The organism is Microcystis aeruginosa FD4, assembly GCF_009792235.1.
GTDB classification, from domain to species: Bacteria; Cyanobacteriota; Cyanobacteriia; order Cyanobacteriales; family Microcystaceae; genus Microcystis; species Microcystis viridis.
Genome location: NZ_CP046973.1, coordinates 3,089,108 through 3,101,169, shown reverse-complemented (window position 1 = coordinate 3,101,169; position 12,062 = coordinate 3,089,108). Strand labels below are relative to the sequence as shown.

Annotated in this window: 10 protein-coding genes and 3 pseudogenes; 6 read left to right on the top strand and 7 right to left on the bottom strand. The window is 40.6% G+C overall.

Annotated elements, in window-relative coordinates:
* The first annotated feature begins 163 nt into the window (after positions 1-163).
* Complete coding sequence (locus GQR42_RS15675) at positions 164-2,044, top strand: DNA-directed RNA polymerase subunit gamma (RefSeq protein WP_158200662.1); 1,881 nt, start codon at positions 164-166, stop codon at positions 2,042-2,044.
* 40 nt (positions 2,045-2,084) lie between these two features.
* Here the strand turns inward: GQR42_RS15675 and GQR42_RS15670 are convergent, their stop codons facing one another.
* The 6 genes and pseudogenes from GQR42_RS15670 to GQR42_RS15645 all read right to left on the bottom strand — a co-directional run.
* Complete coding sequence (locus GQR42_RS15670) at positions 2,085-2,501, bottom strand: RidA family protein (RefSeq protein ID WP_233271027.1); 417 nt, start codon at positions 2,499-2,501, stop codon at positions 2,085-2,087.
* A 133-nt stretch (positions 2,502-2,634) separates the two neighbouring features.
* Complete coding sequence (locus GQR42_RS15665) at positions 2,635-4,401, bottom strand: DNA methyltransferase (protein ID WP_158200661.1); 1,767 nt, start codon at positions 4,399-4,401, stop codon at positions 2,635-2,637.
* Positions 4,385-5,416, bottom strand: a complete 1,032-nt coding sequence (locus GQR42_RS15660) for a hypothetical protein (protein ID WP_024970175.1) — start codon at positions 5,414-5,416, stop codon at positions 4,385-4,387. The genes GQR42_RS15665 and GQR42_RS15660 overlap by 17 nt, the downstream gene beginning before the upstream one ends.
* Before the next feature lie 91 nt (positions 5,417-5,507).
* Entirely contained in the window at positions 5,508-8,366 is a 2,859-nt protein-coding gene (ileS, locus tag GQR42_RS15655) for an isoleucine--tRNA ligase (protein ID WP_158200660.1), read from the bottom strand.
* A gap of 127 nt (positions 8,367-8,493) precedes the next feature.
* Complete coding sequence (locus tag GQR42_RS15650) at positions 8,494-8,724, bottom strand: hypothetical protein (RefSeq protein WP_233271026.1); 231 nt, start codon at positions 8,722-8,724, stop codon at positions 8,494-8,496.
* 183 nt (positions 8,725-8,907) lie between these two features.
* Positions 8,908-9,351: pseudogene (locus GQR42_RS15645) on the bottom strand (transposase); the annotation flags it as partial.
* 97 nt (positions 9,352-9,448) lie between these two features.
* Between GQR42_RS15645 and GQR42_RS15640 the strand changes: the two are divergent.
* Together GQR42_RS15640 and GQR42_RS28845 are read left to right on the top strand one after the other, a co-directional pair.
* Positions 9,449-9,646, top strand: a complete 198-nt coding sequence (locus GQR42_RS15640) for a hypothetical protein (protein WP_158200659.1) — start codon at positions 9,449-9,451, stop codon at positions 9,644-9,646.
* A 228-nt stretch (positions 9,647-9,874) separates the two neighbouring features.
* A pseudogene (locus GQR42_RS28845) lies at positions 9,875-10,009 on the top strand (IS630 family transposase); the annotation flags it as partial.
* Between the two features lie 134 nt (positions 10,010-10,143).
* Here GQR42_RS28845 and GQR42_RS28840 read toward each other — a convergent pair.
* Positions 10,144-10,448, bottom strand: a pseudogene (locus tag GQR42_RS28840) (IS4 family transposase); the annotation flags it as partial.
* A gap of 74 nt (positions 10,449-10,522) precedes the next feature.
* Between GQR42_RS28840 and GQR42_RS15635 the strand changes: the two are divergent.
* The 3 genes from GQR42_RS15635 (at position 10,523) to rpmJ (ending at position 12,039) form a co-directional block, all read left to right on the top strand.
* Positions 10,523-10,789: a YciI family protein gene (locus GQR42_RS15635; protein WP_158200658.1), complete on the top strand. Its 267-nt coding sequence runs from the start codon at positions 10,523-10,525 to the stop codon at positions 10,787-10,789.
* Between the two features lie 778 nt (positions 10,790-11,567).
* On the top strand, positions 11,568-11,798 hold the full coding sequence (infA, locus tag GQR42_RS15630) for a translation initiation factor IF-1 (RefSeq protein ID WP_002737109.1): 231 nt from the start codon (positions 11,568-11,570) through the stop codon (positions 11,796-11,798).
* Positions 11,799-11,925: 127 nt separating this feature from the next.
* Positions 11,926-12,039, top strand: a complete 114-nt coding sequence (gene rpmJ, locus GQR42_RS15625) for a 50S ribosomal protein L36 (protein WP_012593611.1) — start codon at positions 11,926-11,928, stop codon at positions 12,037-12,039.
* Positions 12,040-12,062 lie beyond the last annotated feature (23 nt).

Below are 12,062 nucleotides of genomic sequence, written 5' to 3'. Positions count from 1 at the left end.
AAAAATTGTATAATGTAATGTCCCGGACTCGGTCGGGCCAGCTTGACCCCAAGAAAAAGTGACTGAGTTAACTGTCGTTTCTGCCCAATAGTTGTCATCGGGGCATCGAGAACGCGAGAGCGATCGCTTATCCCAGATCATTACCCATAGTAAAAGATTCAGAATGAAGACTCCAACAGATCAAAGATTTGATTACGTCAAAATCGGTTTAGCGTCCCCCGAAAGAATTCGGCAATGGGGAGAAAGAAACCTGCCTAACGGTCAAGTCGTCGGAGAAGTAACCAAACCAGAAACGATCAACTATCGGACTCTCAAACCGGAAATGGATGGGTTATTCTGCGAGAAAATTTTTGGCCCCTCGAAAGACTGGGAATGTTGGTGTGGTAAATACAAACGCGTCCGTCACCGGGGAATTGTCTGTGAACGTTGCGGGGTGGAAGTCACCGAGTCCCGGGTACGTCGTCATCGCATGGGTTTTATCAAATTAGCTGCCCCCGTCACCCACGTTTGGTATCTCAAAGGTATTCCCAGTTATCTCAGTATCCTGCTCGATATGCCCCTGCGGGACGTGGAGCAAATCGTCTATTTTAATGCCTATGTGGTTCTCGATCCGGGTAATGCCGGCAATCTTAGTTATAAACAACTCCTCAGCGAAGATCAATGGTTAGAGATCGAAGAAGAAATCTACGCGGAGGATTCGGAATTAGTCGGCATTGAAGTGGGTATTGGGGCCGAGGCTATCCAAAGACTCTTACAGGAAATTAACCTGGAAGAAGAAGCGGAAAGACTGCGGACGGAAATTGTCGAAAGTAAGGGGCAAAAACGGGCAAAATTAATTAAACGTCTCCGGGTAATCGATAACTTTATCGCCACGGGTTCTCAGGCAGAATGGATGGTTTTAAGCGTAATTCCCGTGATTCCCCCCGATTTACGCCCCATGGTGCAGTTGGACGGCGGCCGTTTTGCCACCTCTGACCTGAACGATCTCTACCGTCGGGTGATTAACCGCAATAACCGTTTATCCCGTCTGCAAGAAATTCTCGCCCCCGAAATTATCGTCCGCAACGAAAAACGGATGTTACAGGAGGCCGTCGATGCTTTAATTGATAACGGTCGTCGTGGTCGCACGGTGGTGGGGGCCAATAATCGCGCCCTGAAGTCTTTATCGGATATTATCGAGGGTAAACAGGGGCGTTTCCGTCAAAATCTCCTCGGTAAACGGGTGGACTATTCGGGACGTTCGGTTATCGTTGTCGGTCCGAAATTGAAGATCTATCAATGCGGTTTACCCAGGGAAATGGCGATCGAATTGTTCCAACCCTTCGTTATCCATCGTTTAATTAAATTAGGCATCGTCAATAATATCAAGGCAGCCAAGAAAATGATCCAACGGGGGGATGCCAATGTTTGGCACGTCTTGGATGAAGTAATCACAGGACACCCGGTGATGTTAAACCGCGCCCCCACCCTGCACCGTTTGGGCATTCAAGCGTTTGAACCGATCTTAGTGGAGGGCCGGGCGATTCAGTTACATCCCCTCGTCTGTCCCGCTTTTAACGCTGACTTTGACGGGGACCAAATGGCCGTACATATTCCCCTGTCTCTGGAAGCACAATCGGAAGCGCGTTTGTTGATGTTGGCCTGTCATAATATTCTCTCACCGGCGACTGGTCGCCCGATTGTTGCCCCTTCTCAGGATATGGTTTTGGGTTGTTATTATCTCACGGCCGAAAATCCCAAGGCCCAAAAGGGTGGGGGTCGTTATTTCGCCAGCATGGATGACGCTATTCGCGCTTTTGATCAGGGATTGGTGGATCTACACGCTTCTGTGTGGTTGCGTTTACCCGTCGGAGAAAAGGTGAAAACTAATAAACCAGATGAGGAAGTCCTGGAAACGGAAACTCTCCCCGATGGCAGCATCTGGAAATATTATCGGGAACGCAAAACCCGGGAGAAGGATGGTCAGATAATTTCTCAGTATGTGCGTACTACTGTAGGGCGAATTATCTACAATAAGACGATTCTAGAAGCTTTGGTGGTCTAGAGAGAGATTGAACTAGGGTGGGCAATGCCCACCTTAATTTTTAGGCTAAAACGGCAATACATTCTATTTCTACTAGGACATCTTTGGGAAGACGGGCCACTTCCACACAGGCCCGGGCCGGGGCAGTTTCTGGGGGGAAATAACGGGCATAAACTTGATTCATCGCCCCGAAATTGGCTAAATCCGAGAGAAAGACGGTAGTTTTGACCACATTTGACCAATTGGCTCCCGCGGCGGTTAAAATGCCCTCTAGATTGGCCATGACTTGTTCGGTTTGGGCGCTAATTTCCCCGGAGACGATTTCACCCGTGACGGGATCTAGGGGAATTTGTCCCGCAACAAAGAGAAAAGGACCAGTAGCAGCGATCGCTTGATTATAGGGACCCACAGGGGCTGGGGCTTTATCAGTACGGATGACCTGATTATTCATGGGCAGCATAGTTAAAAAAGATGACATTGAATCAATTGAATATTTTCCCAGTTTTTCGATCGCTTACAGTTAATTTTCGCTGATCGGGGGTTTAATTTTGACTAAGCGATCATCTGAGAAATAAGTCAACATTTATGACGTTGCAATTCTTCATTAAGAATCACTCAAATGGTAGCTCAAGCTGCTTAAAGTCTGGATAGTTATCTATGTCCTTGTTTTCTTGCATACCCTTATCACCGACAGCACTACAAACTTCTCCCCAATCAGCAAAATATTCGTTAAAGTATCTGAAAGGGTATTGGCTGTACTTTTCTATATCTTCTCTGGTTGGTTTTCGCCCTATTTTTAGCGCTATATCTCTCACTTCTAGCTGTAAAGTTTTTTTAGAAACATCATATTTTTGTTTTTTAATACGATTAACTCTACTATTTTTAGCCTGAGGAATAATATCTCTTTTAGCAAATGGATCAAGACCATTTTCTAACTCTATATGTCTTTGTTCAGCTAAATAATGATATTGTTCAGAAATTTCAATGCCAATGTATCGTCTGTTCATGATAGAGGCAACAAGAGTAGTTGTACCAGAGCCATTAAAGGGGTCTAATACTACATCATTTTCCTCGGTAAATATAGTGAGAATACGTTTCATTAGTGTTGGAGGTAGTTGACATGGGTGATCTACACGTTTTGAATTATGCTTGAGTCTATGAATGTCCCACCATATATTAGTTAACGGTTCTCTATCTACGGTTTTATCTTTATTTCTTTTTTTGATACATTGATCTCTAATACAATACCATTCTTTTAAAGAAAAATTATAATCATAAATACTTTCATTGCTAATTTTTTTAATTTCTGGTTCACCTTTACTTAGGCACAAAATACCATAATGTGAAGGCATTATTTGTCTCACAGGAAGACTAAGACTTTCCCAAACTATCCAATTTTGAAATTCTAAAACTCCTTGACTAAATTCATAGTATTTAGCCAGGTATATAGGAATATTGAGGAGTGCTAGAGTTTTTCCATTCTTTAATACTCTAGCCAGTTCATTTACCCATTCAATACACCACTTTATATATTGATTATTATCCTGACAATCATTCCATATATCATATTTTTTTTGGATATTGTAGGGAGGATCTGCAAAAATAAAATCTATTGAATTATTGGGTAATAATCGTAGATAATTTAAGCAATCATCATTAATTAGTAGATTGCTTTTAATCAAATTACTTGGTTGTTTGTATATGACATTATTAGTTGTATTTTCTATAGGTTTTATTTTTTGATTATTGTCGATGGTGGCAAAATAATTTTGTAGATCTATATAGTACACAAATTGATATGGTTCTAAACCAAAAAGATCCTTTATTCTTTCAAGAATATCTTGAGGTATTTTTTGATGAGAATAACTTATGTCCCTCCACACATCTGACATTAATGTTCCAAATGGACTATATAAATGTTTTTTACCTCCATAATCTTTTGTCGTTTTATTACAAGAGGGACAATAAGAATACTGAATTAAAGTTTTATTATGCTTTAAAGGTGAACGGTATTTAGTAAACATCGTCAAAGACACATGGTTATCTAACATATAGCTCTCATCCATTAATGCTTGACTTCTTTTGATAGCAACCCATAGCTTGAAATATGTAGATTTTTCTAAAAACGATATGACTTGACAGGCAATTTCTGCATTGGACAAGATACACAATACACTTTTATCATCTAATTCATTTGCAAAACTAATTAGGTAATCTTTAAGATTAGATATTTTTTTGAGTTTACATTGTTTAATAGTCGGAAGATGAAGAAAATAGACATTAGAGTTTTTGCCTATAGTTTGATAATTATCTTCTAACGCAGAAGGCTGTATTTCAATAACTTTTAGTGGCAGACAATTTTCACTTTTGTGGCTCATTTTTAATTGAATCCTCCATAGTTTTAGCTAAACGCTTAAGATCATTTTCACTAAAGTTAACAACACAGTCACTAAAATCAATTAAGTCTTGTATAAAAGAACTTCTGTCAAAATTTCCCGCTCCATCAACTACATAAGCAACTTTATGGTGCTGTCTGTTTAAAATTTCTCGTCTATCTCTAGCCAATTTTCCTTTCCTTTCTACAACACTGTTAGTAGTAAATTGAAATGATACTTCAATACCCCAGTAAGGTGGTTGATCATGAGGTGGTATTCCCACTATATCAAATTTGGTTAGTGTTCTACCCTCATTTTGACTTATTCCTGGTATAGATTTTCTAGAAAAATCCCACTCAGGTAAATATACTTTCAATTTTTCTCTAATGTATTCTTGAGCAAGCTGACCCATTTTATTCGATTTTGCTCCCCCAGTAATTTTACTAACCCAGATGTAACGATGCTTAATATATTCTTCCAGAAGTCTAATGTTACCTATCATAGCACCAATAATACATTTTTCTTCTATTTCATCAGGAACATTTATAGAGGTTGCCAAACCACCGAACATTATTAGCATAATAACATCTCGGATTTCTTGGCTAAGAGAACAAGGGTTTAATATCCCCTCCCCGTCTAATCCCAAATTTTTATTATTCCATGTAGCTCTATTTTTCAAAGAAACAAACTGGTATTGATAAATTTTGTCTCGAAATATAAACTCAAAATCTTTAGAATAAAAATCACTAGAAAGTTCTGAAGAGAATCTTTTTAAATTTTCTCCACCAATATCAGATAGAACACAGAGATGTTTTAAAAATAGATTAGGATAAAGTTCATCACATAAATCTAAGGCTGTTATCCATGAGAATGGATCTTTAGATGCTATTCGTAATATACTGATAAAACTTTCTTGAGTTCGTATTAGTAAGGGAATTATACTAGATAGTTTTTCTTTTTCTGCTAATTCAACTGGCCAATATATCAAGGCAGTTTTCTTAAGATCGCTAACATTCATATTTTTCTTGATTTTGAATTTCCATAAGTTTAAGTTTGTAGAAGCAACTAAGGGTACTTTATTAAACAATAAAGCACCCTTTTAATTCAGCTTAGAACTCTCCTTTTAAAGCGGCATTACAACGCTCACAAATAGTAGGATCATCGGCAAATTTTCCCACTTGAGTGGAATAATTCCAACAGCGATCGCATTTTTCGCCGTCTGCTTTGACAATTCCCACCGAAACAAAGTCCGATTCTCCCTTATATTCTGCGGTTTGAATCGCGCTAATATCACTAACTAATTCCACTTGAGAAGAGAGGAATAGATAACGCAATTCATCGACTTTATTCCCCGTTAAACTATCACAATTGTTGAATAATTCTAACTCCTGTTTTAAGGTTTCATCGGGAACATAAAGTAAAACTTTTGCCTCTAAAGAAGCACCGATCGCCTTATCATTTCTGGCAGTTTCCATCACCTTATTAACTTCGGTGCGTAGCTGCCGGAATTTCGCCCATTTATCGGCTAATTCGCGATTATTCCAAGCAGGATCGATGTTTAGCCATCCTGACTCAAATACCGATAAATAAGGAGTTTTGTAGGGTAGAAATTGCCAGATATCTTCCGCTAGATGAGACAGGACAGGAGCGATCGCTTTAGCAAGATTTTCTAAAGCAATAGCATAAACTGTTTGACAACTGCGACGACGGAAAGAATTAGGGTCAGAAATGTATAAACGATCTTTAGCGATGTCGATATAAAAGTTAGATAAATCGACAACACAAAAATTCTGTACCGTCTGGAAAAAGCGGAAAAATTGGAAACTTTCAAAAGCTGCCGTCACTTCCGTAAACACTTCCGAGATACGATGTAACATATAGCGATCAATCTCTGGTAAGTCCTGATAAGCTACCGCATCTTTAACGGGATCAAAATCATTTAAACTCCCCAGTAAAAACCTGGCAGTATTACGGATTTTATTACGGATATCTACCAACTGTTTGAGAATATTTTGACCGATATTCACATCATTGGTATAGTCCACCGAGGACACCCATAAACGAATCACATCCACCCCATAAGCGGGTTCTTTTTTCTGGTCTTTACCCCCATTAATGATCACATTGGGATCGATTACATTACCCAGAGATTTACTCATTTTTCGTCCCTGTTCATCCAAAACAAAACCGTGAGTTAACACCGTTTTATAGGGAGCAATACCATTAGCAGCCACACTGGTTAATAAACTCGATTGAAACCATCCCCGATGCTGATCCGATCCTTCTAGATACATATCAGCAGGATAACTTAATTCTGGTCGAGCATTAGCCACCGCATTCCAACTAGAACCAGAATCAAACCACACATCCATAGTATCCATTCCCTTGCGATAACTGCGACCATTATCGCGATAACTGGTCGGTAACAATTCCTCTACCGATAACTCCCACCAAGCATTAGAACCCTTGACTGCGAAGATAGCTTGAACGTGATTAATCGTCTCCTCCGTTAACAGAGGTTCATTAGTTTCTTCGTCATAAAAAACAGGAATAGGAACCCCCCAACTGCGCTGACGAGAGATACACCAATCGCTTCTTTCACTGACCATAGAAGTGATGCGATTCTTACCCGTTGCAGGAATCCAACGCACCGAATCAATTGCTTCTAAAGCTAATTCTCGGAATCCTTCCACGGAAGCAAACCATTGTTCTGTTGCGCGGAAAATTGTCGGTTTTTTGGTTCTCCAATCGTAGGGATATTTATGCTGATATGCTTCTTCTTTAAGTAATGCACCCTTTTCTGTCAGTGCTAAAATTATTGCTTCATTAGCATCTTTCAAGACATTTAAACCCGCAAATTGTCCCGCTTCTGCGGTGAAATTTCCCTGATCATCCACAGGAGAAAGTATCGGTAAACCGTAACGTTGGCCGACGATATAATCCTCCTGACCATGACCGGGAGCAGTATGAACTAATCCGGTGCCGGAATCAGTGGTGACATAATCTCCACCGATGAGAATAGCACTTTCTCTGTCAAACAAAGGATGACGATATTTAGTATGTTCTAAATCCTGACCTTTAACCGTTGCTTTAATCGTCAAAGTTGTGTTAAAAGTGTCGGCCAATTTTTCGACTAAATCCGTCGCTACGATTAGATAATTAGACTCGCTAGTTTCTACCACTGAATAGTTTAATTCTGGATTTAATGCGACGGCTAAATTCCCGGGTAAAGTCCAGGGAGTAGTCGTCCAGATAGCCACGGATAAATTAGGCAAAAATGACGTTAAAACCGGGGTTGAAACTGACGTAATTGGGAAAGCAACATAGACACTGCGGGAAGTGTGACCTTCGGGATATTCTAATTCTGCCTCAGCTAAAGCGGTTTGAGAACTAGGACTCCAGTGAACCGGTTTTAGTCCCCGATAAATATAACCTTTCAGGGCCATTTTTCCGAATACGGCAATTTGAGCGGCCTCGTATTCAGGTTTTAGGGTTAAATAGGGATTTTCCCAGTCTCCCCAGACTCCATACCTTTTGAAACCTTCACACTGTTCTTTTTGCGTTTGAAGGGCAAAATCGTGGGCTTTCTGACGTAATTTTAAAGGGGTTAGACCCTCTTTTTCCGAGCTTTTGAGACTTTGTAAAACCTTCAGTTCGATCGGCAACCCGTGACAATCCCAACCCGGCACATAGCGCACTTTGTAGCCTTGCAGCAGTTTATATTTATTGATAATGTCTTTGAGAATTTTATTTAAAGCATGACCGATATGCAGGGACCCGTTAGCGTAGGGGGGACCATCGTGGAGAATAAATAATTCTTTGGGGTTATTTTGCGCTAGTTTCTCGTATATTTGCTCATCTTGCCAGAATTTCTGAATTTCTGGCTCACGTTTGCTGGCATTTGCCCGCATATCAAAGTCAGTTTGGGGCAAATTAACGGTATCTTTGTAACTTTTAGCGTTGGACATTCTGGCAAACCTATGGATATCAATCGTTTTCGGGATTCATTCCTAAATAACGTCCCTTTGAGAGTCGTTATCTCTATTCTGTCACATAATTGTAATGTAAATATTACAAGTGACAATCATTGATCTATCACTTTACTAAATTGTCCGTCAAAAGCTGATACAAAAGCCTAGTTTCGTAAAATAGCAAGCGACAGAGACCATCCTTACCCAGTGCCTTCAAGCTGGGTAATTCTTTCTTTTTTTCGATTCTTTGACCATTTTCGTGGTCGTAATAGATATGAATCCGGGGATTAAGCCAAGAATGCTTAAGCTTGACAATAATCTCGGTTTTAGCGGGTTTATTCGGGCAAATAGTCACCAGTGCGTGAGCCTACAAGTGAGAGCGCATTAAGTCGGAACCCTTCCACGACTTTTTAACCTTGTCCTGTTTGGCAGAAGTATCACCCGAGATCTGATAAGAATACCCTAACCCTAAATAAGCCTGAAACTTTCTCAAGCTAATATCGTGATCACCTCTAAAGTAAGGTTTCCCATTGACTAAGAATTTCTTGAACTGTTTCTTTCCTTGACGAAACTTTTTGGATAATCGTCGTTGTGCTTTTTTAAGTCGTTTTTCTGACTTGCTTAAATAACGTGGATTCTCTACAGTATTGCCTTGAGCGTCGGTATAAAATTCCTTTAACCCTAAGTCAAGTCCTGTTATTTTTCCCGTTGGTTTATGGTATTCTTGCCGTTCTACGTCAATCAAAAACTGGCAATAATAACCGTCAGCACGTCTAACAACTCTTACCCGTCTAATCTGTTGCTCTGAATAATAAACTAATGTCTTTTGACTACACCATAAATCAAATTCTCCTGCTTTAAAGCCATCGGTGAACTTGATTTTACGTCCCTGATCAGATAGTTGGTAGCCTGTTAGTTTGTACTCAACCGAACGGTTAGGTTTTTTGAACCGAGGAAACCCCTTTTTCCCTGGTATCTGAGATCGGATTTCATCCCCCACAAAGGTGAGTATCTTGTCGAAAAATGTAGCGGGGCATTCATCCGACATTTTAGGTAAATTCAAGCCAATTTGTCCAATTATGCCAGCTAAAAAATATATCGTCTCCCTAACAGAGAATGAACGAGCCTTTCTGCAAGAATTAACCCAAAAAGGGAAAGCTGCTGCCCGAAAAATCAATCATGCTCGTATCTTGCTTAAAGCAGATATTAGTCAAGAAAATGGGGGGTGGAATGCTCCTCAGATCAGTGAAGCCTTGGATGTAAGTAGGGTCTGCTGAAAAAGTTTTTCGTGGGGGTAGGGTGTGGGGTGTGGGCTTCGGCCGTGGGCTTTTGCCGAACGGGTGTGGGGTGTAGGGTTTTACCGATTTTGAGGGGGTCAATTACCTAATTTTCAGGGAAAAAGTCCAGGGATTTTACCCCCGATCACTCCAATGGTTGGCACTTTTTGAGGTCAAAAAAGTCTAAAAGTCTTACCCAACAAGGTTTTTAGATTTATTCAGCCAACCCTAAGTATAAGAACAATACAAAGAGTCAGACAAAGATTTGTGGAAGAAGGATTAGAACAAGCGATAAATCCTCGTCCAAAAAGCTCGTCAAAACTGAAAAAGATAGAGGTCAAAGCAGAAGCTCATTTATTAGCAGACTAAGTACAGGACAAAAAATGTAAGGACTGGAGAAAAAGAGAAAAGTTAGGTAATGAAGGATTGAGAATAAGATGACGAAGGTGGTCTAAACCTAGCCGAAAAAGGCTTTTTGCTCGGCGACCATGTTTCTTGAAACGCCTCCGTTCATCGCTGTTCGAGTTGCCTTTTTCTTCTTGAGCATCCACCTCGCTACCCCTTCATGGACAATGCCGACTGTGAGGATGTTGTAGTGATGACTACCAAATGACCAATTGGTGCGGTCAATACTCAATACCCAGGGTTGAGGGATATTGAGCCACTGGACTACAATGCAGGCTATTTCGGGGTAATCTCTCTCGAAGTCCCCAAAAAAGCGTTGTCATCGTTTGTAATCGGACTCTACCAATACCCGACCTTCAAAACCTAGGGCTAATTCCTTGAGGTTGACGGTTTTTACATTGCACCATCGACGGCCAAGATTAATCCGTATAATTATATGATTGTTAATCAGTCCTAGCCTACTGAAAATTTATGCCCTGGTTTGTCAAGATAGAAAAAGGCATTGTTGATAAAGCTACCTTCGATCGCTCTGTCAGCGCCCATAAGGACTATGTGCGTGATTTAATTAGCCAAGGACGAGCAGCAAAAACTGGTTATTGGGCAGAAAGGGGCGGCGGAATGTTATTATTTAAGGCCGATTCTCTTGAGGAAGCCCAAGCAATTATAGTTCGCGATCCTTTAATCGAGAATGGTTGTGTGGAATACGAACTCCATGAATGGCGAATTGTCGTAGAATAATCCAGCTTTTTAGGGAACAGTGAACAGTAATCAGTCATCAGTGAAAAGAGAGCACTGTTAAGCTGTTGATTATCTAAATATTACTCCTTAATACTGCTTGGGAGTGGGGAGCTTTTCAGTGAACAGTGAACAGTAATCGGGTGCATCTCATTTTTGTAAATCTACTAATTTGGGATTTTTCAGGGGAAACTTTCTCCTAAAATTGGGCGTTACTTTCGGTTTTATCACTCAATCCCAGCTTTTGGGGGGTAGAACCCCCCAAACCCCCCGTTGGGGGCGTGGCACCGCCCCCAAACCCCGGAGCGCATTAGCTTTTCGGTGGGATGCTTACACGCGATTGTTCATATTTTTGTACTAATTTAAGAGTCACTGATAATTGCTGATTGTCGGTATTTCTGCAAATGTGGGATGCACCCCAGTAATCAGTAATCAGTGAAAAGACAGCAATGTTAAAATGTTTATTAAGTAGTCGTGCAAAATAAATTTCCTAGTGAAGAAAGGCAAAAGGCAAAAGGCAAAAGGCAAGAGGTGGTTAGATATGTGTAATTAATTTTGCTTAGGTACTTATCTAAATCTTACTACTTAATACTGCCTAGGAGTGGGGAGATGGGGGTGGGGAGTGGAGTCAGGAGATGGGAGAGGGAAGATGGGGAGCTTTTTTGCTGTGAACTGAAAACTCGCATCTGATCAGCTATACTGGGGGAACTGTGCTAATAGCACCCGTTGCTGCTGCCGAATCATTAAATAAATTGTCTCCAGTGAAATTGAGGAATTAATTTTGTCTAAACAAGATCTAATCGAAATGGAAGGAACCGTCACCGAATCTTTGCCCAACGCCATGTTTAGGGTGGATTTAGATAACGGTTTCAACGTCTTAGCTCATATATCCGGCAAAATCCGCCGTAATTATATCAAAATCCTCCCAGGAGATCGAGTCAAAGTGGAACTGACCCCCTACGACCTAACCAAAGGCAGAATTACCTATCGCCTGAAAAATCAGAAAAAATAGCGATAAATAGGGGCAGAGAAGCAAAAAAGTCTAATAAGCGGCCAAATTTATTTTTAAAAAATAGGTGACACGGGTAAAAGAAATCTGATATAATAATAAGCTTGCAGTGTTGCCAGAATAGTTAGGCATGAAAGTTAGAGCGTCTGTCAAAAAAATGTGCGAAAAGTGCCGCGTCATCCGTCGGCGCGGTCGAGTCATGGTAATTTGTTCTAACCCCAAACACAAGCAGAGACAAGGTTAACCCACCAAAGTCACTGTCTTGGG

Bases quoted from the DNA above. Each gene is read 5' to 3' on its own strand.
- GQR42_RS15675 (WP_158200662.1), top strand. From the start codon at position 164: ATGAAGACTCCAACAGATCAAAGATTTGATTACGTCAAAATCGGTTTA.
- GQR42_RS15670 (WP_233271027.1), bottom strand. From the start codon at position 2,501: ATGTCATCTTTTTTAACTATGCTGCCCATGAATAATCAGGTCATCCGT.
- GQR42_RS15665 (WP_158200661.1), bottom strand. From the start codon at position 4,401: ATGAGCCACAAAAGTGAAAATTGTCTGCCACTAAAAGTTATTGAAATA.
- GQR42_RS15660 (WP_024970175.1), bottom strand. From the start codon at position 5,416: ATGAATGTTAGCGATCTTAAGAAAACTGCCTTGATATATTGGCCAGTT.
- ileS (WP_158200660.1), bottom strand. From the start codon at position 8,366: ATGTCCAACGCTAAAAGTTACAAAGATACCGTTAATTTGCCCCAAACT.
- GQR42_RS15640 (WP_158200659.1), top strand. From the start codon at position 9,449: ATGCCAGCTAAAAAATATATCGTCTCCCTAACAGAGAATGAACGAGCC.
- GQR42_RS15635 (WP_158200658.1), top strand. From the start codon at position 10,523: ATGCCCTGGTTTGTCAAGATAGAAAAAGGCATTGTTGATAAAGCTACC.
- rpmJ (WP_012593611.1), top strand. From the start codon at position 11,926: ATGAAAGTTAGAGCGTCTGTCAAAAAAATGTGCGAAAAGTGCCGCGTC.